The organism is Allobosea caraganae (assembly GCF_003351345.1).
GTDB classification, from domain to species: Bacteria; Pseudomonadota; Alphaproteobacteria; order Rhizobiales; family Beijerinckiaceae; genus Allobosea; species Allobosea caraganae.
This window is the reverse complement of sequence record NZ_QQTO01000007.1, coordinates 277,426-299,051: the sequence shown is the minus strand read 5'-3', so window position 1 is coordinate 299,051 and position 21,626 is coordinate 277,426. Positions and strand designations below refer to the sequence as shown.

23 protein-coding genes are annotated in these 21,626 nt (G+C 66.2%); 7 read left to right on the top strand and 16 right to left on the bottom strand.

Going from position 1 to position 21,626, the window contains the following annotated elements; genetic code table 11:
* Positions 1-66 precede the first annotated feature (66 nt).
* The 10 genes from DWF00_RS04110 to DWF00_RS04065 all read right to left on the bottom strand — a co-directional run bounded on the left by DWF00_RS04110 (position 67) and on the right by DWF00_RS04065 (position 9,838).
* A complete protein-coding gene (locus tag DWF00_RS04110; protein WP_114830128.1) occupies positions 67-1,008 on the bottom strand; it encodes an HlyD family secretion protein in 942 nt (313 codons plus the stop codon).
* Complete coding sequence (locus DWF00_RS04105; protein ID WP_114830127.1) at positions 1,005-1,265, bottom strand: DUF3302 domain-containing protein; 261 nt, start codon at positions 1,263-1,265, stop codon at positions 1,005-1,007. The genes DWF00_RS04110 and DWF00_RS04105 overlap by 4 nt, the downstream gene beginning before the upstream one ends.
* Before the next feature lie 172 nt (positions 1,266-1,437).
* Complete coding sequence (locus DWF00_RS04100) at positions 1,438-2,352, bottom strand: formylglycine-generating enzyme family protein (protein ID WP_342769078.1); 915 nt, start codon at positions 2,350-2,352, stop codon at positions 1,438-1,440.
* A gap of 61 nt (positions 2,353-2,413) precedes the next feature.
* Positions 2,414-3,310: a polyphosphate kinase 2 family protein gene (locus DWF00_RS04095; protein WP_114830125.1), complete on the bottom strand. Its 897-nt coding sequence runs from the start codon at positions 3,308-3,310 to the stop codon at positions 2,414-2,416.
* Between the two features lie 2 nt (positions 3,311-3,312).
* Positions 3,313-4,314 carry an HAD family hydrolase gene (locus DWF00_RS04090; protein WP_114830124.1) on the bottom strand — a complete coding sequence of 334 codons (1,002 nt, stop codon included), beginning with the start codon at positions 4,312-4,314 and terminating at the stop codon, positions 3,313-3,315.
* Between the two features lie 30 nt (positions 4,315-4,344).
* The gene (locus DWF00_RS04085) at positions 4,345-5,376 is read right to left on the bottom strand and encodes a DUF1254 domain-containing protein (RefSeq protein ID WP_114830170.1); all 1,032 of its coding nucleotides are present in this window, start codon (positions 5,374-5,376) and stop codon (positions 4,345-4,347) included.
* 14 nt (positions 5,377-5,390) lie between these two features.
* Positions 5,391-6,824 carry a DUF1254 domain-containing protein gene (locus DWF00_RS04080; protein ID WP_114830123.1) on the bottom strand — a complete coding sequence of 478 codons (1,434 nt, stop codon included), beginning with the start codon at positions 6,822-6,824 and terminating at the stop codon, positions 5,391-5,393.
* A gap of 85 nt (positions 6,825-6,909) precedes the next feature.
* Positions 6,910-8,484: an arylsulfatase gene (locus DWF00_RS04075; RefSeq protein WP_114830122.1), complete on the bottom strand. Its 1,575-nt coding sequence runs from the start codon at positions 8,482-8,484 to the stop codon at positions 6,910-6,912.
* Between the two features lie 167 nt (positions 8,485-8,651).
* Positions 8,652-9,467: a hypothetical protein gene (locus DWF00_RS04070; RefSeq protein ID WP_114830121.1), complete on the bottom strand. Its 816-nt coding sequence runs from the start codon at positions 9,465-9,467 to the stop codon at positions 8,652-8,654.
* 125 nt (positions 9,468-9,592) lie between these two features.
* Positions 9,593-9,838 carry a hypothetical protein gene (locus DWF00_RS04065; protein WP_114830120.1) on the bottom strand — a complete coding sequence of 82 codons (246 nt, stop codon included), beginning with the start codon at positions 9,836-9,838 and terminating at the stop codon, positions 9,593-9,595.
* A gap of 200 nt (positions 9,839-10,038) precedes the next feature.
* Between DWF00_RS04065 and DWF00_RS04060 the strand changes: the two genes are divergently transcribed.
* Entirely contained in the window at positions 10,039-11,049 is a 1,011-nt protein-coding gene (locus tag DWF00_RS04060; RefSeq protein ID WP_114830119.1) for a SphA family protein, read from the top strand.
* 335 nt (positions 11,050-11,384) lie between these two features.
* Positions 11,385-11,714 (top strand): hypothetical protein, encoded by a 330-nt coding sequence (locus tag DWF00_RS04055; RefSeq protein WP_114830118.1) that lies wholly within the window; start codon positions 11,385-11,387, stop codon positions 11,712-11,714.
* 98 nt (positions 11,715-11,812) lie between these two features.
* Here DWF00_RS04055 and DWF00_RS04050 read toward each other — a convergent pair whose 3' ends face one another.
* Positions 11,813-12,100 (bottom strand): hypothetical protein, encoded by a 288-nt coding sequence (locus tag DWF00_RS04050; RefSeq protein WP_114830117.1) that lies wholly within the window; start codon positions 12,098-12,100, stop codon positions 11,813-11,815.
* Positions 12,101-12,449: 349 nt separating this feature from the next.
* On the opposite strand from DWF00_RS04050, the gene DWF00_RS04045 reads away from it, so the two are divergent.
* The gene (locus tag DWF00_RS04045) at positions 12,450-12,833 is read left to right on the top strand and encodes a hypothetical protein (RefSeq protein ID WP_114830116.1); all 384 of its coding nucleotides are present in this window, start codon (positions 12,450-12,452) and stop codon (positions 12,831-12,833) included.
* Positions 12,834-13,005: 172 nt separating this feature from the next.
* Here the strand turns inward: DWF00_RS04045 and DWF00_RS04040 are convergent, their stop codons facing one another.
* Both DWF00_RS04040 and DWF00_RS04035 read right to left on the bottom strand, forming a co-directional pair.
* Positions 13,006-14,217, bottom strand: a complete 1,212-nt coding sequence (locus DWF00_RS04040) for an MFS transporter (protein WP_114830115.1) — start codon at positions 14,215-14,217, stop codon at positions 13,006-13,008.
* A 10-nt stretch (positions 14,218-14,227) separates the two neighbouring features.
* On the bottom strand, positions 14,228-15,256 hold the full coding sequence (locus DWF00_RS04035; RefSeq protein WP_114830114.1) for an aldo/keto reductase: 1,029 nt from the start codon (positions 15,254-15,256) through the stop codon (positions 14,228-14,230).
* 311 nt (positions 15,257-15,567) lie between these two features.
* On the opposite strand from DWF00_RS04035, the gene DWF00_RS04030 reads away from it, so the two are divergent.
* Together DWF00_RS04030 and DWF00_RS04025 are read left to right on the top strand one after the other, a co-directional pair.
* On the top strand, positions 15,568-16,467 hold the full coding sequence (locus DWF00_RS04030) for a LysR family transcriptional regulator (RefSeq protein WP_114830113.1): 900 nt from the start codon (positions 15,568-15,570) through the stop codon (positions 16,465-16,467).
* A gap of 52 nt (positions 16,468-16,519) precedes the next feature.
* A complete protein-coding gene (locus tag DWF00_RS04025; protein ID WP_114830112.1) occupies positions 16,520-17,290 on the top strand; it encodes an endonuclease III domain-containing protein in 771 nt (256 codons plus the stop codon).
* Here the strand turns inward: DWF00_RS04025 and DWF00_RS04020 are convergent.
* The 3 genes from DWF00_RS04020 to DWF00_RS04010 form a co-directional block, all read right to left on the bottom strand.
* Positions 17,247-17,573, bottom strand: a complete 327-nt coding sequence (locus DWF00_RS04020; RefSeq protein WP_114830111.1) for a nuclear transport factor 2 family protein — start codon at positions 17,571-17,573, stop codon at positions 17,247-17,249. The genes DWF00_RS04025 and DWF00_RS04020 overlap by 44 nt on opposite strands.
* A gap of 52 nt (positions 17,574-17,625) precedes the next feature.
* The gene (locus DWF00_RS04015) at positions 17,626-18,177 is read right to left on the bottom strand and encodes a flavin reductase family protein (RefSeq protein ID WP_114830110.1); all 552 of its coding nucleotides are present in this window, start codon (positions 18,175-18,177) and stop codon (positions 17,626-17,628) included.
* A 107-nt stretch (positions 18,178-18,284) separates the two neighbouring features.
* A complete protein-coding gene (locus tag DWF00_RS04010) occupies positions 18,285-19,451 on the bottom strand; it encodes a GGDEF domain-containing protein (RefSeq protein ID WP_114830169.1) in 1,167 nt (388 codons plus the stop codon).
* A 339-nt stretch (positions 19,452-19,790) separates the two neighbouring features.
* Here DWF00_RS04010 and kdpF point away from each other — a divergent pair, with 339 nt between their 5' ends.
* Both kdpF and kdpA read left to right on the top strand, forming a co-directional pair.
* Positions 19,791-19,877: a K(+)-transporting ATPase subunit F gene (gene kdpF, locus DWF00_RS30080; protein WP_069691608.1), complete on the top strand. Its 87-nt coding sequence runs from the start codon at positions 19,791-19,793 to the stop codon at positions 19,875-19,877.
* Between the two features lie 25 nt (positions 19,878-19,902).
* Entirely contained in the window at positions 19,903-21,612 is a 1,710-nt protein-coding gene (gene kdpA / locus DWF00_RS04000; RefSeq protein WP_114830109.1) for a potassium-transporting ATPase subunit KdpA, read from the top strand.
* The last annotated feature ends 14 nt before the right edge of the window (positions 21,613-21,626 follow it).

Below are 21,626 nucleotides of genomic sequence, written 5' to 3'. Positions count from 1 at the left end.
CGTCCACCGGCGAGGTCCCGGGACATCCGGGAGCTCGCAGTGCGAAGCGGCCGGAGCCGGCGTCGCTCAGAACGGATTGACGTAGTTGGTGATCGCGATCTGGCGAAGCAGCACCTTGCGGATGACATGGGCGGCCGTGACGCGGTCTGTGAAGATCGCCGCCGAGCCGACGCTGCCGGCCGGCAGCGATCGGGCGAAGGCCGCGTCGTCGAGCCGCACGCGCACGACGAAGGGCGCCGCCTGGATCGCCTTCGGCGTGACGGCCAGCCCCGAGGTCTGGACCTGGCCGGCGGCGATGGCCTGCAGGATGCTCTCGACCTTGCCGGTCTGGACCGTGCCCGGGCTCATCTTGAAGGTGAGCTCGACCGGTTGCCCCGGCGCGAGATAGCGCGCGTCGATCTGGTCGATCTCGACGCCGACGATCGTGTCCGCGGTGTCGATGAAGGCCATGACCGGCGCGAGCGGCAGGTTGGTGACCCGGGCGCCCTTGCGCAGCGCGACGTTGGTGACGTAGCCGTCGGCCGGCGCGAGAACGGTTGTCTTCTCCAGATTCCACTTCGCGCCGACGAGCTGCGCCTTGAGCTGCTCGACCTCGGCCTCGCGCTGCTCGACATCGAAGGCCCGGCCGGTGCCCCGGCTCTGGAGCTGGCTCATCTCGGCGAGCCGGGTCTCCTGGAACTTGAGCTGGGCCGCGAGCGCATCGACCTGGGACTGGAACGGCACCGGATCGATCCGGAACAGGACGTCGCCGGCCTTGAGCGGCTGGTTCGCCTGGACCGGGACGTCGACGACGTCGCCGGCAACGTCGGGCACGATGGCGACGGAGTTGCGCACGACCAGCACCGGCCCCTGCGGCGCGCCCCAGTTCATCGGGATGAACAGGCCGACCAGCAGGAGCAGCAGGACGAGGACAGGCGAAACCTTCCAGAACAGGTTGAAGGGGACGATCCTGAGCTTCACCAAGATGAAGAGCAGCGCGAGATAGACGTTGAGCAGGACGACGATCACCGGGCCGCCTCCGCGTCGGCCGGATGCGGGCGCACTGGCGGCGGCGTGTCGACATAGGCCCAGACCAGCACGACCGGCCAGAGCACGAAGCCGAGGAACAACGTCACCCAGCCGCCGACCGCGACGGCCTCGGCCCAGGGGTGGTTGCGCCTCCTGGCGATCATTCCGGGCAGCATCGCCATGAAGACGACCACGAAGACCGTGCTGAGGAGCAGCACGGCGAGGACGATCCAGGCGAAGACGTCGAGTGTGCTCATCGCATTCTCCCGGCGAGGATCGGCGCGGATGCGGCTTCGGTCCCGCTCCGCCGTCCATCGCCCGATTCTCAGGCGTGGTTGGTCGCCTCCCGGGAATCTCGAATGAAGCGGCGCCTGAGTCAGCCGCGTAACTGTTACCGAGCCGGCGACGCGGAACGCCCGGTCGATGCGATCACCCTTCGCGCACGACGCAGCGAAAGCCGACATGGCTCGTGGAGGTGTCGACCGGCTCGGCGTGGCGCGCGGCCGGGCGATAGCGCCGGCAATAGCTCGGCGCGCAAAGATGCGAGCCGCCCTTGAGCACCTTGCGCGGGATGCGGATCGCCGGCTGGCGCGGGTCGTAACTGTCGGCTTCCGGCCCGCCGCGCGGGTTCTGCGGCACGCAGCAGGCCTTGGGCGCGTCAGTGGGATGGCGCGTCGACCAGAAATCTGCGGTCCACTCCCAGACATTGCCGATCATGTCGTGGAGGCCGTAGCCATTCGCCGGAAACGCCGCCACCGGCGAGGTCCGCGCGAAGCCGTCCGCCTTGCTGTTCTCGTTGGGGAAGTTGCCCTGCCAGATATTGGCCATGTGGCGGCCCGCCGGCGTCAGCTCATCGCCCCAGGCGAACTCGGCGCCTTCGCGCCCGCCCCAGGCGGCGAACTCCCATTCGGCCTCGGTCGGCAGCACCTTTCCCGCCCAGGCCGCATAGGCCTCGGCGTCGCGATAGGCGACGTGCACGACGGGATGGTCGTCGAGCCCCTTGAGCGAAGAGCCCGAGCCGTAGGGCTTGCGCCAGTTCGCGCCAAACTTGAACGTCCACCATTGCGACCAGTCGCGCAGGTCGACCGGATGGGTGGGCGGGTCGAACATCAGCGAGCCGGCCCGCAGCATATGCGACAAGGCGCCGGGATAATCCTTCGGATCAGGCGCCAGCTCGGCGAAAGTCGTATAGCCCGTCGCCTCGACGAAGGCGCGGAACTGCCGGTTCGTCACCGGAGTCGCATCGATCCAGAAGCTGTCGACGCTGACGCCGTGGCTCGGCGCCTCCTCGGGATAATGCTTGTCGGAGCCCATGCGAAAGGTGCCGCCGGAGATGCGAGCCATCCCCCGGGTGTGGGCAGGAACGTCCAATGCCGCGCCATCCACCATGGTCCCCTCTCCCTTGCTAGCCCTTGCGGTCGCCGCCCTCGCCCAGCAGGTCCTTGCGCGCCTTCGCCATCACTTTGCGCGCCTCGTCGTCCACCTGCGGGAATTTCGGGTCGAGCCGCTCGAGGCAATCGACGATGGTCGCGGCCACGACGAGGCGGGTGAACCATTTGTTGTCGGCCGGGACGACGTGCCAGGGCGCCTGCTTCGTCGCCGTGCTGGCGATCGCGTCCTGATAGGCGGACTGATACGCGTCCCAATGCTGGCGCTCGGCGAGGTCGCCTGCGTCGAACTTCCAGTTCTTGTCGGGCTCGTCGATGCGCGCGAGGAGGCGCCGGCGCTGCTCGTCCTTCGACAGGTTGAGGAAGAACTTCAGGATCACCGTGCCGTTGCGGCTGAGATGGCGCTCGAAGTCGCGGATGCTGTCGAAGCGCTCCTGCCAGATGTCCTTGGTGATCAGCTTCGGCGGCAGGCCCTGCTTTTGCAGCAGCTCCTCATGGACGCGGACGACCAGCACCTCCTCGTAATAGGAGCGGTTGAAGATGCCGATCTCGCCGCGCTCGGGCAGCGCGCAGGCCGTGCGCCAGAGGAAGTCATGGCGCAGTTCGAGCGAGCTCGGCGCCTTGAACGAGGTGACCTCGCAGCCCTGCGGGTTGATGCCGGACATGACGTGCTCGATCGTGCCGTCCTTGCCGGCCGTGTCGATCGCCTGCAGCACGATGAGCACGGACCAGCGGCGCTCGGCATAGAGACGCTCCTGCAGATCGCGCAGGCGTTTGGTGCCCTCCGCCAGCAATCCCCGGGCCTCGTCCTTCTTGATGTCGAGGCCGCATATCTCGGCGGGGTCGAAGCGCTTCAGATTGAAACCGTCGCCATCCGTCACCCGGAAGCGCTTGACCAGTTCGTCCGGCAGCATGCCTAGCGCCCCACAGGGAAGATCGTCTTCCAGTCCATCTTCATGTCGACGATTGTCCAGCCTTTTGCCGTCGCCTCGTCAAGCGCCTTGTCGAGCTTGCCGATCGGCGAGGTCCGGTCATAGGCCCATTCGCGTTCGGCGTCGGTGTGGTGCACGATCAGCGCCAGGCGGGCGCCCTGCCCGGCCGCGGTGTATTGCAGCATCTGCAGGTCGCCGTCGGAATTGCCGAAGGCCAGGATCGGGCGCCGGCCGATCAGCCGGTTGATGCCGACCGGCTTGCCCGGGCCGTCATCGACGAACTCGACCTTGGCCTCCTTGAACAGTTGCGGCTTGCCGTTGGCGTCCAGGCGGAACGTCACCACGCCGGTGGAGCCCACGACCTGCTCCGGCGGAATGCCATAGGCCTTCTCGGCGAAGACGCGCATGAATTCGATGCCACCGCCGGAGACGATGAAGGTCTTGAAGCCGTTGGCGCGCAGGTACGCAAGGAGCTCCAGTTGCGGCTGGTAGACCATCTCCGTGTATGGCCGCTGCTTCGTCGGGTGCCGGGCCGAGGCCAACCAGCTGCCGACGGTGCCGGCGAAGTCCTCGGTGGTCATGCCGGCATGGGTCGCGGCCATGACTTGCAGCAGGCCCTTGCCGCCTCCTGCCGTCAAACCTTTGATATCGCGGGCGATAACCGAGCGATAAGGCTCCTTGCCCTTCAGCTCCGGCCGCTGGGCGACCAGCCGCTTGACCTCGTCGAAGGCGAACTGGACCTGGAAATAGATCGGCTGCTCGGCCCAGAGCGTGCCGTCATTGTCAAAGGTGGCGATGCGCTGCTCCGGCCTGACGAAATCGGCGCCGCCCTCCTGCGTCACCTTCCCGACGAAGGCCAGGATGGCCTGCTTGGCCTTGCCGTCGTTCCAGGACGGCAGCGGATCGGATTGCGCCAACGCGGCCGTGCTCCAGGCGCCCATGCCGGCAAGCAGCAGGGCGGCAAGTGCGGCGCGAAGCTTGGACATCTGTTGCTCCCCCCTGTTGGCTGGCGACGCTCACGGCGCCGGCTGCGGCTGCGGAAAGGTCCATTTGCCGTTCAGTATCTCGGCGCGCGGGCGGTAGAGCCGCACCGTGTAGTTCCAGCCGGGCATGGTCGGCAGGCAATTGGCGATCTTGCCGTCGCAGCCGCCGAACTGGATGGCGACCGAGCCATCAGTGCCCTTCTTCGCGGTCAGGTTGTTCAGCGTGTACGCGTCGTAGGGATTCTTCTCGTAGTAGCCCTCGGCGTTGTAGAGGCTGACCGACCAGAAGCCGTTGACCGGCACATCCCTGACGACGAGCTTGTAGATGGTCTTTCCGTCGTTCTTCGGTGGCGTGATGTTGAGATAGGTCGCGTCCTTGTCGGGATTGCCGCCCCAGGCCGAGGCGGAGCCGATCAGGTGCCGGATCGGATCGACCTCCTGCTTCGTGCCGAAGGCCTTCCTGAAGTCGGGGATCGTCGAGCCCAGCACGATCAGCGCATCGCGGACCTTCTTCTGGCTGGCCTGATCCCAGTTCGGCGCTTCGAACCGGCCGGCGCTTTTCTGGCTGGCCTTGATCGCATCCTGGAGCGCGTGAACCTGCTGGACGTCCTTCGGATCGGCCGGATCGACCAGGGTGCGGATCGCCACCGCGACATAGCGCGTGCCGACCTTCCGCTTGTCGATGACGTAGCTGCCCGCGCCATAGGCCACCATCGGCACGTAGTGATCCTCGCTGATCAGCTGCAGCGACATGAAGCGCTTGCCGGCATTCGGCAGCGTGACCGTCACCGGCCCGGCGTCGAGATCGAACACGGCGGACGAATAGAGCGTGTCGCGGTTGAGGCGGATCACCGTCTGGTCGTCGAGCGAGGCCGGCTCGCGGCGGTGCAGGAACTTACCGAAGCTGCCGTCCTTGACCATGTTGCCCAGGTACAGGTCGGATTCGGCCCGGGCGAAGTTACCGACGCCGACCGGTACCGCGGCACCACCCGGCGCCTGCGCCCATGCGCCGCCGGGGGCCGCGAGCATCAGGACGGCGACGGGGATCATACTTTTCGCGGACATGGGCAACTCCTCCATCAAGCCAACCGCGACAGCGGCGGCGCCTTCCATTTTCCGTTCAGCGCCGGCTGCTTCGGCCAATAGAGCCGCATTGCCACGAAGAACGGCCCTCTCGGCGCGGGCAGCCAATTGGCCTCGCGGTCTTTCCCCGGCGAGTCGTTCTGGAGGTAGAGCGTGATGCCGCCATCGGGATCGCGCGTCAGGCCCGGCAGCATCGGCGAGTTGATCAGGTAGCGGTCGATGGCGTTGGCATAGAGCAGGCTCGCCGGCAGCTCGTACATGGTGACGGACCAGAACGCGTTGACCGGCGGCAGCTGACCCGGCGCGAAGCGCAGCGTGTACCGGTTCGCGCCGGAGAGCGGCTGCTTCCCGCTATCGATGAAGTAGGCGGGATAGATCGCTTCCTGCTTCGAGTTGCCGTAGATGCCGAGGACCGCGCCCGACATCCGTTCGAGATACCGTCCGTTCAGATAGGCGCGCGTCCCGAAGCTGTCGCCACTGGTCCGCTTTCCGGTATCGAGTTCGGTCTCCTTGAACTCCTTGAAGGCCGCCCAGGCGTCGGCCATGCCGTCTTCCAGCGCCTTGCGCATCTCGGGGGAAAGCGTGTTCGGGTCGAAGGGTTTGCCCGGGCCAATCCCGATCCGCGCGAACCGCGCCATCAGTGCGCGCTCGGACGGGTGCGCCGGGCAGAATTGCAGCAGGAAGTTCATCAGGCCGAAGAGTTCGAGCGAGCTGCGCTCCCGCTCAGGCGTTAGAGGCTTTGCGAAGCTCACGACCGGCAGCGCGCCCGGCGCCGGCTGGCCGAGAAACTGCGACAGCGTCTGGACCTTATAGCCCGCCTGGATCGCCCTGACCTTGTCGATATCGCCCGGATTGAAGAGCTGGGTGCGGTAGAGGACGAAGGCGAAGTCCGTCTCGCAGGAGATGACGGCCTTGATGCCCTTCGGCTTTCCGCCCTTCCAGCGCGGCCCGGCGAGCAGGTAGCTGCCGGCGCCATTGCCGGTCGCGCGGCTGCCGACATAGGCGAAGTTGAACGTGTACATGTCGATGAACTGCAGCGAGTAGTAACGCCCCTTCTCGACCGCCGGCACGGTAAGGACGAGCGGCTCGGCGCGCAGGTCGGCGCCGACATAGGAATAGGGCGTGTCTGAGTTAGGGCTCTGGATCGCCTTGTCCGCGGGCGTGTAGACGCGGTCGTTGTTGACCAGCGCGTTCCAGCCCGCTTTGAACTCAGGACTGCCGCGATCGACGAAATAGGAATGCTGGACGCGGTAGGTATCGACCATCGGGAAGCCATAGATCGTGGCCTCCTTGGCGATGGCGCGCGCTTCCTGCGGAGACGGCGCCTGCGCGAAGCCTGATGCAATGCCGAGCGGCCCCGCCGCCAGCGTCGCCGCCGCTCCGACCATGACCTGCCGACGGCTCGGCGCCAAAGCGATAGGCGGCGCCATCCTACGATATCTGCTCATGTTCGCCCCCAAGTTCGGAAGCGCCGGCCACGCGGAAGCGGTGGCCGGTGCGTTATCGGCGGAGCGCCTATTTGGCTTTGCTCACCTGGTCGAGGTTGCGCATGAGGGCGTCGACCATCTGGTCGACGCTGAAGCTCGCCGGCCGCTGGCTCGGGGGATATTCCTTGAAGGTCTGGAGGAAGGGCCCGACCTTCCAGACGCCGTACTGGATCAGATAGGCGTTCTTCGCGAGCCAGTCGTAGTACTGGTCCGAAACGCTGTCGGCGCGCTCGATCGGATCCATGCGCAGGTTGAAGACCTTCGGCGCGCGCAGGCAGGTGAACGGATTCGCCCAGACCTGGAAGCCGCCCGGCTGGCGCTGCTCGCAGAACACGATCTTCCAGTCGTTAAAGCGATAGGCGACCATCTCGCCGTCATCGTTGAAGTAGAAGAATTCGTTGCGGGCGGATTTCGGCTGCTGGCCGGTAAGGTAGGGCAGCTGGTTGTAGCCGTCGAGATGGACCTTGGCCTGCTTGCCTTCGAGCGTCGTGCCTTTGGCGAGCTTGTCCTTGATCTCGGCATCGCCGGCGGCCGCAACGAGTGTCGGGAACCAGTCGAGACCGGAGATGATCTCGTTCGAGACCTCGCCGGGCTTGACGCGACCCGGCCAGCGGATCATCGCCGGCACGCGGAAGGCGCCCTCCCAGTTCGTGTCCTTCTCCGAGCGGAACTGGGTCGTCGCGGCATCCGGCCAGGACCATTGGTTCGGGCCGTTGTCGGTGGTGTAGACAACGATGGTGTTGTTGGCGATGCCGAGATCATCGATCGCCTTCAGCAGTTTTCCGACGTCGCCGTCATGCTCGATCATGCCGTCGGCGTAGTCGTTGCCCGGCATGCCGCTGACGCCTTTCATCGACTCGCGCACATGGGTGAAGGCATGCATGCGGGTCGTGTTCATCCAGGTGTAGAAGGGCTTGTTGGCCCGCGCCTGCCGCTGCATGAAGTCGATCGCGGCCGCTGTCGTCTCGTCGTCGATCGTCTCCATCCGCTTGCGCGTGAGCGGACCGGTATCCTCGATCTTTCCGTCGGCGGAGGTCTTGAGAACGCCGCGCGGCGAGTTCGACTTCACGAAGGTGGTGTCGTTCTTGGGATAGTAGGGCCGCTCCGGCTCCTCCTCGGCGTTGAGGTGGTAGAGATTGCCGAAGAACTCGTCGAAGCCGTGCCGTGTCGGCAGGTATTCGTCGCGGTCGCCGAGGTGGTTCTTGCCGAACTGCCCGGTGGCATAGCCGAGCGGCTTGAGTGCCTGGGCGATGGTGACGTCGCGATCCTGCAGGCCGACGGCAGCGCCGGGAATGCCGACCTTGCACAGCCCGGTGCGCAGGCAGACCTGTCCCGTGATGAAAGTCGAGCGCCCGGCCGTGCAGCTGTTCTCCGCATAGTAATCGGTGAACATCATGCCTTCCTTGGCGATGCGGTCGATGTTCGGCGTCTTGTAGCCGACGAGCCCATGCGAATAGGCGCTGATGTTCGACTGGCCGACATCGTCGCCGAAGATGACGAGGATGTTCGGACGGTTTGGAGCGGGTTGGGCGGCGGCTGGCGCGGCCCCTAGGCCGAGAACGGCTGCAAGCGCCGCCGCGGCCAAGAATTTCTGGCGTTCCATGAAACACTCCCGGCTTCGGATCGCCGCCTGGGGTCGTGCGCGGGGAAACGACGCCGACCTCAAGCGCGCCGCCGAAGCTTGCACGGAGACCGGAGCCGCTTAAGGCCGTAACTGTTACCGTTGGTCAGGTGTCAATTCCGCGCCGAACGGCGATCCCCGCGCCGGGCTCAGCGGTCGGAAACGGCGCTCGCGATCGCATCCGCGGCATCCCCGGCGAGAGCGTCGATGAGGTCGAAGCAAGGCGCGGGGGCAACGACGTAGTCGCGGGAATCGCTTGCGAGAATCTCGCCGTTCCGCAGATCGCTCAGCCGCCAGGAATAACGCCGGTGCGCGACCATGGGGCGAACGGCGATGTCGAGTGAATAGGCGTCCTTGGGGTGGGAAAAGACCTCATGGATCGCGTCGAGCGCCGCCCGGTGCTCGGCCGAAGGCACGACATGGACCTTGAAGCGCGCCTTGCGCAGCAGGCCGACGAGGGCATCGGCAAACAATTCTCCGCGCGAGGCGACGTCCGGGTCCGCCCGAGAGGTGCGGTCGTTGATGATCATCGTGGCCGCCTCGGCCCGCACGACCTGCCGCTCGCTGATCGGCAGGCGCTTGATCCGTGCACCGGCGTCCCGGCGCGCCCAGGAGAATGTCGGAACATAGCTGCCGGGCGGGATTGCGATCCTGACGCGGTCGCCCGCCCCCTTCTGCTCGTAGTAGGCGGTGAGAGCCGACCTGATCCGCGTCGCCTCGATGCGCACGATCGGATCGAGCGTCGGGTCGAAGGTGTCGTCGCGGCCGAAGACATCGACCCCGATGGAATAGGCCTTTATCCGCTCGCCGTTGCCGGAGACGGTCTGGGCCACGACGAACGACAGAAAGCGGCGGTTGCGCTCCGAAAGCCGCAACGTGTCGCAAGCCAGGACCGCTTCGAGCGCGGTGAGAATATCTTTAGCCGGCGGGTTCTTGTGCCGCAGAGCCGAGATTCCGTCGTCCATCGCTTCGCCCTCCAAAGCTTGGACTAAAAACTCGATATATAGGCCAGTATTCGCATGATGGATCAGCCGACAAAGCTGGGCAAGCTCTCTTCAACGCTGCGGCAAGAGGAGCGCCATGACCAGCCTTAAGATATCCTGATCAAGATATCTTGCTCTGTCGCCGTTATGAGCGCCCGGTATTCCTCCGCGCGCTCCGGCCCGACCGGCGCCGGCGATTTGGTCCAGTAGGCGGCCGCCTCGCAGGCGGTCTCATAGGCCTCGCATAATTCCACCAGACGGGGATCCTGTGCGAACCTCCGGCGCAGTTCCGCGCGCTGTGCTGGCCAGCGCAGCATCAGCCGGGCCAGTCCGCGCTTCTGCACCTGCTCCATGGCACCTGTCCACGTATGTACGGGCTTCTCACTGGTATACTGCCGAAAGGCGCCTCCTGACGCGGCCGTAACAGTTACCGGCCCCGCAGCGCCGCGCCGTGACTGTTACCGGCCGAGGTCTCCGGTGGGAGACAGCGCGAGCTTGACGCCCATGTCAAATCAGTTCAGCGTCTCTACGGTAACGTGTCGGGATGCTAGACATGAAGCGACTTCGGGCCGCTCTCGTTGGCGCAGCGGCATTATTCTGCGGCGCATTGCCAAGCATTCCCGCGCAGGCAACGGAAAGCGGCGCGAGCCTATACGTTCCGGGGCTGCGCGGGCCTCTTGCCGGCATCGTCCCTCCGCCCGGATTCTATTTCCAGAACGACTTTTATACCTATTCCGGCCGGCTCTCTGCAACGACGCAGACGCAGTTCGGCGGCGCCGTCCTCGGCAATGTCAAAGTGCAGGCGCGCATCGATTTCCTGACGCCGACCTGGGTCACGCCGGTCGAGATATTCGGTGGCAACCTTGGCTTCGCAGTCAGCCTGCCGCTTGGCGTGCCCCGGATCAGCGCCGGCGCGCTGATAGCCGCGCCCCGGCTCGGCCGCGCCTTCGGTGCGAAGCTGCGCGACGCGACTTTCAACATCGGCGACCCTGTGGTGTCGAGTTTCGTCGGCTGGCACGCCGGGAATTTCCATTGGCAGGTCGGCGGCTCGGTCAACATCCCGGCCGGGGCGTATCAGGATGGCGAATTGTCCAATGTCGCGCTCAACCGCTGGATCGGCGACGTCTATGCGGCGGCGACCTGGCTGGACCCGAAGATCGGCCTCGACATTTCCGGGGCGGTCGGCTTCGAGATCAACGGCAAGAACGACGCGACCGACTACAAGAGCGGAAACGCGTTTCACGCCGATCTCGCCATCAGCCAGTATTTCAGCAAGGAGTTCTCCGTCGGCGTGCTGCTGTCGCATTATCAGCAGGTCAGCGGCGACAGCGGTGCCGGCGCCTCGCTCGGCTCCTACAAGGGCCGCACCACGGGCATCGGCGGCACGGTCGGCTATACGTTCGACGTCGCCGGCACGCCGGTCTCGGCGCGCCTGAAGATCCTGCGCGAGGTCAATGTCGAGAACCGCCCGCAAGGCACGATCGGCTTCATCACGATTGCCTTCCCGCTCGGCCCGGCAGCAGCACCCAAGCCAGCGCCAGACGCCAGGGTGGTGAAGCACTGAGCTGAGAAGCCCGGCGGCCATTCTCGGCGATCAGCGCCCGTTCACGTCCCGAAGCAGCCATGGCCGGGGCGATCAGGCAATTCCCTGACGAGTTTCAGCCTCATCAGAATGGAGGACGCCGGGCGAGCGCCGGCGAGAGATCGTAGCCTTCCCTGGGAGGCCGTACCGCCATGCTGCGCAAGATACTGATCGCCGATGCCGCTATCCTGGCCGTCGCAGGGGTCCTCGTGAGCGGCGCGCTTTATTTCGATTTCGACCCGCTCGGCCTGCGGGCGCTCTTCGGCAAGTGAAGCCGGGCTGAGGCACGGTTCTTCGGATTGAGAGAGAGGTCGCTGATGCGCCTGGCAATCGTGATCGCTTTCGCGCTGGCAAGCCCGGCGCTCGCCCAAACGCAGACGCAGCAGAACGTCATGACCCATATCGCGCGGGTCGTCGCGCTCTCGAACAAATGCGCGGCACTCAAGCCGAACAACATGATCCTCGGCATCCTGATGCGCCAGCACGGCATCAATCTCGAGCGGCAACCCTATAGCGACTTCGTCGTCGGCAAGGGCGGAGAATACGCCAGGGAGATCGCGCCCCTCGACACCGCGGCGGCCTGCGCCATGGGGCGGAAGCTGTATGGCAAAGCCGGCGAAAAGGTTCCCGACCTGCTGCGCGACTAGAGTATGATGCCGAAAAGTGCGAAGCGGTTTTCGGACGACGTCATGCTCCAACCTATTGATGAGAGCCGGATTCAGTTTTCAGGGCTCGGCCCGACCGCTCAATCGTCCATGTAGGGGCCGCTCTTGCAGCGGTAGCCGACGAAGCAGGACGGCGTGTCGCGGCTCGGCACCCAGGCCGGCTCGGTGTATTGGTCGACCTGGCAGAAGCTGCGGTCGTTGACGAAGCGATCATAGGTAAAACCGCCAGTACCGAGCACGATGGCGCCGCTGGCGATGACGCTCTGCCGGTTGGCATCGCACGGTCTCGTCACCGTGGAGGGGCGCGATTGCGCTGCCGCGGCATCGGCAGCCAGCACGAGCGCCAGAGCAAGGATGATCCGGTTCATGTTCGGCTCCCTAGCGGGGTTTCGCAGCGGCATGGCCATAACCCGCGTGACGCGATCATCGTTCCGGACAGCCACAGCCAGATCGCATGCTAGCACGAAAGCGGCCGGACGGCGCACTGTTCGCCCCCAGTTGCCGGGAGCACCCGAGGAGCAATCGCGCCGATTTGATCTTACGTGAGCGCCCGATTTCTACAAAATTACCAATATTTAATACTCATAACTCCGAGATTAGGGCGTATTTTTGCTGATTCGTTGCTCATTTATTGATTTCACGTTCACGAATATTTGTTGGAACGGCATTCGACGGCCGGTGTTTCTCTACCGTGGGGCAAACCACAGGAGATAAGTCATGTTGATCCACAAAGTCGCTCTCATTGCCGGTGCGCTCGTCATCTCTGGCGCCGCCACCATGGCCCAGGCCCATGATCAGGTCGGATCCAGCGCCGAGAGCATCGTCTCCGACGCCTACAACAACCAGCGCGCCCTGCAGGACCGGGGCCAGAACGATGCCTATCTCGCGCAGTTCCGCGGCAGGCCCGCCATGGTGGCCAGCAGCGGCCTGATCACCCAGCGCGACGCGCTGGACATCGCCCGCGCTCAGGGCATCAGCGACGTCCAGGGCGTGCAGGAGCGCGGCGGCGTCTGGATGGTCGACGGCACCAACTTCTTCGGCGGCAACCTGACGGTCCACGTCAATGCCCGCGGTCAGGTGCTCGACGTGCAGCGCGGCTGAACTGCAGCAATGCGTAAAATCAGGGCCGCCCTTCGGGGCGGCCCTTTTCAATTCGGTTGCATGCGCTCGAGGCGACGCGGCAGACGCTCGGATCGAACCTCTTGCCGGCAGGCGGCGTCAGCGCTCCGACGAAGAGCGGCCACGATTTGCTCGGGTCGCGGTCTTCGTGAAATCACGCGGCGCGCGGTGCCCTCGCCTGCAATGCGAAGAGCGCCAGCGCCAGAAGGCCGATCAGCCCGCCGAGCGTCGCCGTCGCGGTCCAGCCGCCCCCATGATAGGTCACGGTGCCCAATATCGAGCCGAGCGCGCCGCCGACGAAGGTGATGGTCATGTAGAGCGCGTTGACCCGGCCGCGCGTCTCGGGCGCGCCCGAGAAGATCAGGCGCTGGCTCACCACCTGATTCACCTGCACGGCCGCGTCGATGACGATCGTCAACACCAGCAGCACGGCAAGCGCGAGGGCGGCTGCGGCCCAGCCCGTCGCATAGAAGCAGAGCGCCAGCGCCGCCATCGCGCCGGCGGTGAGCGCGCTGGTCAGGCCGCGATCGGCAAGCCGCCCGGCGATCGGGGCTGCCAGCGCGCCGCCGGCGCCGGCGAGCGCGAACAGGCCGATGCCGTGCTCGTTCAGGCCGAAATGCTCGGCCAGCATCAGCGGCGCCGCCGTCCAGAACAGATTGAAGGCGGCGAACATCAGCGCCTGGTAAACTGCGCGCTGGCGCAGGATCGGCATGTCGCGCAGCAGCCCCGCCATCGATGCAAGGATCTGGCCGTAATGCATGCCGCCGCGCGGCTTGTGCTGCGGCATCACCCGCACCAGCGCCGTGCCAATGCCGAGCATCAGCACGGCCGAGCACCAGAACACGGCGCGCCAGCCGAAGCTCGCGGCGATGAACAGCGCGACCGGCCGCGCCAGCATGATGCCGGTCAGCACGCCGGCCATGACGTTGCCGACGACGCGGCCGCGACGATTAGCCGGCACGAGATGAGCGATGAGCGGGATCAGGATCTGCGCCCCGGTCGAGCACAGGCCTATCAGGAAGGAGGCGAGGAAGAACGGCACCGCCGTCGTCGAGAGCGCGGCGCCGATCAGGCCGAGCGTGGTGAAGCCGAGCATGATCAGCACCAGCTGACGGTTCTCGACAAGGTCGGCCAGCGAGACCAGCAGGAACAGGCCGGCGCCGTAGCCGATCTGGGTGACGCTGACGACGCTGCCGGCGAGATCGGGCGAGATGCCGATCTCGGGCGCGATCGAGGCGATCAGCGGCTGGGCGTAGTAGAGATTGGCGACGAGGGCCCCGGTCGAGATCGCGACCAGGGTGATGAGCGCCGAAGACGGACCTGTTTCCAGGTCCGCCGCGGCGACGGGCGTATCGGCCACCGACATGATTGGCGGCTCAGCCCAGCTTCGGCCGGGTCGCGCCCTGGCGCTCCAGCATCCAGCCGGGATATTCGGCCGGCAGCACGCTGACCGCATCGAGCTTGCGCAGCTCCTCCTCGGTAAGCTGAATCTCGGTGGCGGCGAGGTTGTCGTCGAGCTGCTCGATCGTCTTGGCGCCGATGATCACCGACATGACGAAGCGCTTGGCCAGCACATAGGCGAGCGCGATCCGCGCCACCGAGACGCCGCGGGCAGCGCCGATCTCGCGCATGACGTCGATGCAGTCGAAGGCCCGGCCCTTGTTCACCGGCGGGAAATCGAACGAGGCGCGGCGCGCGCCTTCCGGACCTTTGCCGTCCCGGTCGTACTTGCCCGAGAGCAAGCCGCCGGCGAGCGGGCTCCAGACCATCAGGCCGAGCTTCTCAGCCTCCAGCAGCGGCGCGATCTCGCGCTCGAGGTCGCGGCCGGCGATAGTGTAGTAGGCCTGCAAGGTCGAGAGCCTGGTCCAGCCGTGCTGGTCGGCGATGCCGAGCGCCTTCATGATCCGCCAAGCCGACCAGTTGGAGACGCCGACATAGCGGACATGGCCCTGGCGCACGAGGTCGTCGAGCGCGCGCACCGTCTCCTCGATCGGGGTGATAGGGTCGGTGCCGTGGATCTGGTAGAGGTCGATATAGTCGGTGCCGAGCCGCTTCAGGCTGGCCTTGACGCCGTCCATGATGTGGCCGCGCGAGGAGCCGCCATCGTTGACGCCCTGCCCGACCTTGCCGAAGACCTTGGTCGCAAGCACGATGTCCGAGCGCTTGCGGCCGGAATTGACCATGGCGCGGCCGGTGATCTGCTCCGACAGCCCCTCCGAATAGACGTCGGCCGTATCGAGGAAGTTGACGCCGGCATCGAGCGCGCGGGCGACGATGCCGTCGGCGGTCGACTGGTCGAGCGCCCCGATCGCGTTCCACATGCCCTCGCTGCCGCCGAAGGTCATGGTGCCCAAGCAGATTTCGGAGACGAGAAGGCCCGTGCCGCCAAGGGTCCTGTAGCGCATGATATCACCTGTTCGTGAATGCAGACGGGCTGCGGCGAAGGCTGACGCGCTGCCTCCGGGGTCCGTCCTGGCTATGATTTCGGGTCTCATTCCGCCGGCTGGCGGGAAAAGGGTCAGAAAAGATCGGCTTTGCAGCCTCGAAGCGTCCCCTCGCCGTCTCTGCGGCGTGCGCGACGATGTAGGCCGTCATGCGCCCGGCGATAACCGCCGGCTTGCTCGATACGTTGTATAGAGGCGCTATACGATCCTGCGCCCGCTGGCCCCGCCGCGCCGAGGGACAGGCGGATTTGCTCAAGGGACCTGATCGCAGCATGGCCCGCATCGACCCTTTCGACGGCCTGTCGGAATTCCTCGCCATCGCGCGCTGCGGCAGCTTCCGCGGCGCGGCGGCCGAGCTCGGCGTGACGCCGGGCGCGATCAGCCAGGCCCTGCAGGTGCTGGAGCGGCGGCTCGGCCTGCCGCTCTTCCACCGCACCACCCGTCGCATCGCGCTGACCGAGGCCGGCGAGCAGCTGATCGTGCAGTTGCGACCGGCGGCCGAGGCGATCACCGGCACGCTCGACGATCTGACATTGTTGCGCGCGAAGCCCTCGGGCCGGCTGCGCCTGCTGGTGCACCGGATGGCGCTCCCGCAGGTGATCGAGCCGATCCTGCCGGCCTTCCGCCAGGCCTATCCCGATATCAGCGTCGAGATCGTGGTCGACGACGCACAGGTCGAGCTGGTCGAGGGCGGCTACGATGCCGGCATCCGCATCGGCGAGTATATCGACCGCGACATGGTCGCAGTCCGGGTCTCGCCACCATTCAGTTGGACCGTGCTGGGCGCTCCCGCCTATTTCGCCCAACGAGGCCGGCCGCGCGCGCCGGAGGACATCGCCGCGCATGACTGCATCCGCTACCGGCTGCCGGGCACGAGCGAGGTCTATCGCTGGGAGTTCGAGCGCAACGGCCAGGCCCTGACGGTCGACCCGCCCGGCTCCGTCGTGGTCAACGACGCCGGGCTGCTGCGCTCGCTCGCGATCAGGGGCATGGGCCTGATCTATACGGCCGGCTTGAAGGTCGGCCCCGACATCGCCAATGGCGAGCTCGAGCCGGTGCTGGAGGAGTTCATGCCGCCGCGCGACAGCCTGTTCATCTGCTTCCCGCATTCGAGCCGCACCCAGCCGAAGCTCAGGGCCTTCGTCGAGGCCTGCGCGGGCTGCGCGCGGTAGAGCGATAAGCGCACCTTGTTGCCATGTTCTCTATTTGTTCATATGATGGGGAATGCAGAAGGCTTTCGACTTCGGTGCCGGAGCAGAGCTTGCGGCGATGCGCGATCGGCTGAGGCAGGCCGCCAGCCCGCTGCCCGGGATTCCACGGCGCGCCCCGGTCGGGCAGATGGTCAAATCCATGCTCGGCTGCCGGACGCGGGATACGGTCTCGCTGGCCGCCTATAACCGCCTGCTCGTTCGCTATCCGGGTTGGTCGGAATTGGCCGCAGCGCCTGCGAAGGCAGTTGAAGCGATGATAGCCGACGTCACCTTTCCGGAGAGCAAGGCCGAGCAGATCGCGCAGGCACTACAATTGATCGGCAAGAGCCATCCCGATTTCGATCTCAGCTTCTTGGCTCAGTGGCCGGTCGAACGCGCTCTTGCCTGGTTGGAGGAACTGCCCGGCGTCGGGCGCAAAGTCGCGGCTTCGACGTTGAATTTCAGCACCTTGGCGATGCCGGCCTTCGTGCTGGACACGCATGTCCTGCGCATCTTGCGACACTGCGGCTTCATATCGGCCAAGACGGACGATGCCTTGCCGGCCTACGCCATCGTCATGCCGGCGCTGGCAGGATGGAGCGCGGCCGAGTTGGCCGAGTTCCATGTCCTGCTGAAGCATCTCGGCCAAAGCATTTGCCGCAAGGGCCGCGAAAATTGCACGATCTGCCCGCTCGACCGGGTTTGCAGAGAGGCTTTGCGCAAGGCCAGGGCCGCCCGGTCGAGCAACACGGAGACTGGCGTCAGCCGATCTCCAGCCGGGCGATTGCGGCCCCGGCAAGCGTAAAAGCGAAGCGGATGCTCGCCGGGCTGCCCGGGAAGTTGCCCGAGACCTCGCACGTGACGATCGTCCTGCCATCGGCGGCCTGGACGTCGGTCACCTTGGCCCTGGCGTGGTACTTCCGGATGGTCTCCACGATCCAGGTCCGGATCACGGCGTGGCCCGCCATGATCTGCCCCTCGTCGTGGACGACGGCATCCGTGGCGAAGAGCGCCAGCATCGCCGCGACGTCATGGCGGTTCGTGGCAGCGAAATAGGCCGCGATCGGTTCCTGCAAGGATGTCGGCATGGCTCCTCCTCTGGCGGCCGAGCTGAGCCGGTCGCGCGAACTCGTCCGATCCTCAGTCCTGGAACTGCTTCCACAGCACCATGCGCTCGCGCAGGTCGATGGTGCGGCCGTCGACCGCGAAGGTGCCGTCGCCGCGGTGGTGCAAGGTGCGGCGCTCCTTGCGGTCGGGGTCGGTCCAGATCCTGACCGCCTCCAGGATGAAGAGGTTGTACTTGTCGACCATCGCGTCGTCGGCGACGCGGCACTCGATATTGGCGAGGCATTCGGCGATCAGCGGCGCGGCGACAGCCTGCGCCGGCTTCGGCGTCAGCTTGAACGTCTCGAACTTGTCGATCCGGTCGCCCGAGCAATTGCCAATATCGACGACCTTGCGGGCGAGATCCACTGTCGGGATCGCGATCACGCATTCGCCGCTGGCGCGCAGAGCCTTGTAGCTGTGGTCCCAGGGGCCGATGATGCAGCCGAGCAGCGGCGGCGAATGCTGCACCACCATGTGGAAGCCCATGGTCATGACGTTGAGCTTGCCCTTGTAGCTGGTCGTCACCAGCACGATCGGCCCGGCTTCGAGCAGTCGATAGGCTTTTGAGGCCGGCATGTCCTGCATCGTCGTCTCCCTCGGCTCAGCCCCCAGACCTGCAACGCAATCATGCGAAGCTCGGTTCGAGGCCGCGCGAGCGGCACAATGATGCAGCTCGCCGGAACGTCGGCCCGCTAGGCCACGCGTCCGACATCGTGGCCGGTATCAGCCGCTGCGTTGACGACGCGGTTTCGGCCTGCCCGCTTGGCACTGTAGAGCGCGGCATCGGCCGCGCGGAGCAACTCGTCGCGGCCGGTCCGCCCAACGTCACAGCCCGCGACCCCGGCGCTCACGGTGCAGGTCAGCGCGCCGGCCGGCGAGGCGAAGCCGTGCCTGCTGATGCGCGTGCGCACGCGCTCGGCGATCATCAGCGCCTCGTCGAGCGAGGTCTCCGGCAGGATCAGCGCGAACTCCTCACCGCCCAACCGCGCAGCGATATCGCCGCGCCGCGTATTCGCCGCGAGAAGCTCGCCAAAAACCCGCAGAACCTCGTCTCCGGCCTGATGCCCGTGGACATCGTTGACGCGCTTGAACTGGTCGACGTCGAACACGATCGCAGCAACCGGGGCAGCGAGATCCACCGGGACCTTGCCGAACAAGGCGCGCCGGTTGAACAGCCCGGTCAAGGCGTCGGTCTCGGCGTCGAGCTTGTGGCCGCGCGCCAGCCGCGACTGGTTGAGCGCCAGCGAGAGCGCGCCGATGCCGGCCGTGCTCGCCAGCGACACCGCGAGATTGAGGTTCTCGACCCAATTCACCGGCGCCTCATGGATGATCCATTGGCGCTCGTAGACCAGGACGACGGCGCAGGCCGCAAAGGACACGCCGGTAAGCGCGTAGAGCACCGCGAGCAGCAGGATCGGCGTGCGCGCCTCGGCGCGGCCGAGCCAGTAGTCCCAGGCCGTCGCGAACAGGATCGCGGTCGCACCGAGATTCAGCGCGATGAAGGCGATGCCGGTATATCCCGTCAGCATCGGCACGGCCATCGGCGCGATCGAGAGCGCGGCGCTCAGCGCCATCGTCTTCACCGGCAAGCGCCCGGTGCGGAACTGCCGACCGGCGGCCATGACCACGACCAGCCCCATCAGTAGCACCGAAAAGCCGGTCGCACCGAGGATCGGCGCGAAGTCCTGCAGGAAGGCCGCATAGATCAGCGTCGCGACCACGATGAGCGCCAACCCGACCGACCAGGTCATCAGGAAGCGCTCGGTCTTGGCGACGAGCCAGCTGGTGAAGAAGGTCAGCGCCAGACCGGCGGAGGAGAAGCCGATCGCAATGAGCAGGGAATTGTAATCGAGCGGCACGGCCATCCTTGCGCGCTGTGTCCGCCTCAATCTTAGGTAGGCCGACGTTGCGTAAGCTTTAATGCGCTGCCCCCGACCATGTCCATGCGCCGGGAGCGCGACAAGAGGGATCGCTCACCCGGACAAGCGATTTTTATGCCCGCACGGCCAAATCTTTACGCAACCCTTATGCCCCTCCCCGGCCTTCCCGCTCGACCCCTTACGGACCCCGGCACCACATCTCCGGTCTAACCTGACAGGAGATACGGCCATGGCCGACATCCTTTTCCTCGTGCTCGGTACCGGGAGCTTCGCGCTCTTCGGCTACTACGCCGTCCTGCTGCGCAAGGTCTGACGATCATGGCGCTCACCTGGCTTTACGCGACCGCGGCCCTCGGGCTGGCGGTCTACATGGTCGCCGCGCTGCTGCGCCCCGACCGTTTCTGAAACAAGAACATAAAGGAGACCTCGCATGGACTGGCGGGGCTGGGCCGAGATCGTTTTCACGATCGCGTTGACGGTGGCCGTAGGGTGGCCACTCGGTATCTTCATGGCGCGCGTCTGGGCGGGCGAGCGAACCTGGCTCGACCCGGTGCTGAAGCCGGTCGAGGCGCTCGCCTACGCCGCCTTCGGCGTCGACCGCAGCAAGGGGCAGAACTGGCTGGGCTATGCCGCTGCCGCGCTGGCCTTCAGCGCGGTCGGCTTCGTGCTGCTCTACCTGCAGCTGCGCTTCCAGAACCTGCTGCCGCTCAACCCGCAAGGGTTCGACGGACTGTCGCCGCACCTCGCCTTCAACACGGCCGTCAGCTTCGTGAGCAACACGAACTGGCAGTCCTATGCCGGCGAGGCGACGATGAGCAATCTCAGCCAGATGGCAGGATTGACCGTGCATAACTTCGTCTCGGCCGGCACCGGCCTGGCGATCGCTGCGGCGATGGCGCGGGCCTTTGCGGCGGACCGCGGCGAGAACCTCGGCAATTTCTGGGTCGACCTGACCCGCACCACGCTCTACGTGCTGCTGCCGCTCTCGATCGTCACCGCGCTCGTGCTGGTCGCAGCCGGCGTGCCGCAGACCCTGCTCGCCAATGTCGAGGCCTCGACCGTCGAGGGCGCCAAGCAGGTGATCTCGCTGTTCCCGACCGCCTCGCAGGAGGCGATCAAGCAATGGGGCACCAATGGCGGCGGCATCTTCAACGTCAACTCGGCGCATCCGTTCGAGAACCCGACGCCGTTCACCAACCTGATCGAGGTCGTCTCGCTGAACGCGCTCGCCTTCGGCACCGTGATCGCCTTCGGCCGCGTCGCCGGCGCACGCAAGGAAGCCAAGGCGCTGATCGCCGTGATGGTCATCCTCGTCGGCGTCGCCGCCGCCGCGATCTATTCCGCGGAGACGCTGACGCCGCAGCCCGCCATGATCTCGGCCGGCATCTCCGACGCTCCCTCCAACATGGAGGGCAAGGAGGTCCGCTTCGGCCCCGCCGCCTCCTCGATCTGGGCGGCGCAGACCACCGGCGCCTCGAACGGCTCGGTCAACGCCATGCATGGCAGCTTCATGCCGCTCGGCGGCGGCGTCGCGATGTTCATGATCCAGCTCGGCGAGATCCTGCCGGGCGGCGTCGGCTCCGGCCTCTACGGCATGGTGGTGATGGCCCTGCTCGCGGTCTTCGTCGCCGGCCTGATGGTCGGGCGCACGCCGGAATATCTCGGCAAGAAGGTCGAGGCGCGCGAGATCAAGTTCGCCATGCTGGCGGTGCTGATCCTGCCGCTCACCATCCTCGGCTTCTCGTCCATCGCCGCCGTGCTGCCGGTCGCGCTCGAGGGGCTGCTGAACAAGGGCCCGCACGGGCTCTCCGAGATCCTCTACGCCTATTCGTCGGCGGCGGGGAATAACGGCTCGGCCTTTGCCGGCCTGACCGCCAACGCGCCCTGGTGGGACACCACGCTCGGCATCGCGATGCTGCTCGGCCGCTTCGCTTACCTGGTTCCGGTCATGGCCATCGCTGGTGCCATCGCAGCAAAGCCGAAGCTCCAGCCCACCGCCGGCACCCTGCCGAGCGACAGCCCGCTCTTCGTCGGCCTGCTCATCGGCATCGTCCTGATCCTGGGCGGCCTGCAATTCTTCCCCGCGCTCGCATTGGGGCCGATCGTCGAGCACTTCCAAGTGCTTGCGGCCGCTCGCTGAGCCGACAAAGGAGC

What these genes read in the sequence shown, in the direction of transcription:
- DWF00_RS04040 (WP_114830115.1), bottom strand. Translation starts at nt 14,217, where the DNA reads ATGTCGGTGGCCGATACGCCCGTCGCCGCGGCGGACCTGGAAACAGGT.
- DWF00_RS04075 (WP_114830122.1), bottom strand. Translation starts at nt 8,484, where the DNA reads ATGGAACGCCAGAAATTCTTGGCCGCGGCGGCGCTTGCAGCCGTTCTC.
- DWF00_RS04030 (WP_114830113.1), top strand. Translation starts at nt 15,568, where the DNA reads ATGGCCCGCATCGACCCTTTCGACGGCCTGTCGGAATTCCTCGCCATC.
- kdpA (WP_114830109.1), top strand. Translation starts at nt 19,903, where the DNA reads ATGGACTGGCGGGGCTGGGCCGAGATCGTTTTCACGATCGCGTTGACG.
- DWF00_RS04065 (WP_114830120.1), bottom strand. Translation starts at nt 9,838, where the DNA reads ATGGAGCAGGTGCAGAAGCGCGGACTGGCCCGGCTGATGCTGCGCTGG.
- DWF00_RS04015 (WP_114830110.1), bottom strand. Translation starts at nt 18,177, where the DNA reads ATGCAGGACATGCCGGCCTCAAAAGCCTATCGACTGCTCGAAGCCGGG.
- DWF00_RS04055 (WP_114830118.1), top strand. Translation starts at nt 11,385, where the DNA reads ATGCGCCTGGCAATCGTGATCGCTTTCGCGCTGGCAAGCCCGGCGCTC.
- DWF00_RS04025 (WP_114830112.1), top strand. Translation starts at nt 16,520, where the DNA reads ATGCAGAAGGCTTTCGACTTCGGTGCCGGAGCAGAGCTTGCGGCGATG.
- DWF00_RS04020 (WP_114830111.1), bottom strand. Translation starts at nt 17,573, where the DNA reads ATGCCGACATCCTTGCAGGAACCGATCGCGGCCTATTTCGCTGCCACG.
- kdpF (WP_069691608.1), top strand. Translation starts at nt 19,791, where the DNA reads ATGGCGCTCACCTGGCTTTACGCGACCGCGGCCCTCGGGCTGGCGGTC.
- DWF00_RS04035 (WP_114830114.1), bottom strand. Translation starts at nt 15,256, where the DNA reads ATGCGCTACAGGACCCTTGGCGGCACGGGCCTTCTCGTCTCCGAAATC.
- DWF00_RS04045 (WP_114830116.1), top strand. Translation starts at nt 12,450, where the DNA reads ATGTTGATCCACAAAGTCGCTCTCATTGCCGGTGCGCTCGTCATCTCT.
- DWF00_RS04080 (WP_114830123.1), bottom strand. Translation starts at nt 6,824, where the DNA reads ATGGCGCCGCCTATCGCTTTGGCGCCGAGCCGTCGGCAGGTCATGGTC.
- DWF00_RS04050 (WP_114830117.1), bottom strand. Translation starts at nt 12,100, where the DNA reads ATGAACCGGATCATCCTTGCTCTGGCGCTCGTGCTGGCTGCCGATGCC.
- DWF00_RS04085 (WP_114830170.1), bottom strand. Translation starts at nt 5,376, where the DNA reads ATGTCCGCGAAAAGTATGATCCCCGTCGCCGTCCTGATGCTCGCGGCC.
- DWF00_RS04090 (WP_114830124.1), bottom strand. Translation starts at nt 4,314, where the DNA reads ATGTCCAAGCTTCGCGCCGCACTTGCCGCCCTGCTGCTTGCCGGCATG.
- DWF00_RS04105 (WP_114830127.1), bottom strand. Translation starts at nt 1,265, where the DNA reads ATGAGCACACTCGACGTCTTCGCCTGGATCGTCCTCGCCGTGCTGCTC.
- DWF00_RS04060 (WP_114830119.1), top strand. Translation starts at nt 10,039, where the DNA reads ATGAAGCGACTTCGGGCCGCTCTCGTTGGCGCAGCGGCATTATTCTGC.
- DWF00_RS04070 (WP_114830121.1), bottom strand. Translation starts at nt 9,467, where the DNA reads ATGGACGACGGAATCTCGGCTCTGCGGCACAAGAACCCGCCGGCTAAA.
- DWF00_RS04100 (WP_342769078.1), bottom strand. Translation starts at nt 2,352, where the DNA reads ATGGCTCGCATCTCCGGCGGCACCTTTCGCATGGGCTCCGACAAGCAT.
- DWF00_RS04095 (WP_114830125.1), bottom strand. Translation starts at nt 3,310, where the DNA reads ATGCTGCCGGACGAACTGGTCAAGCGCTTCCGGGTGACGGATGGCGAC.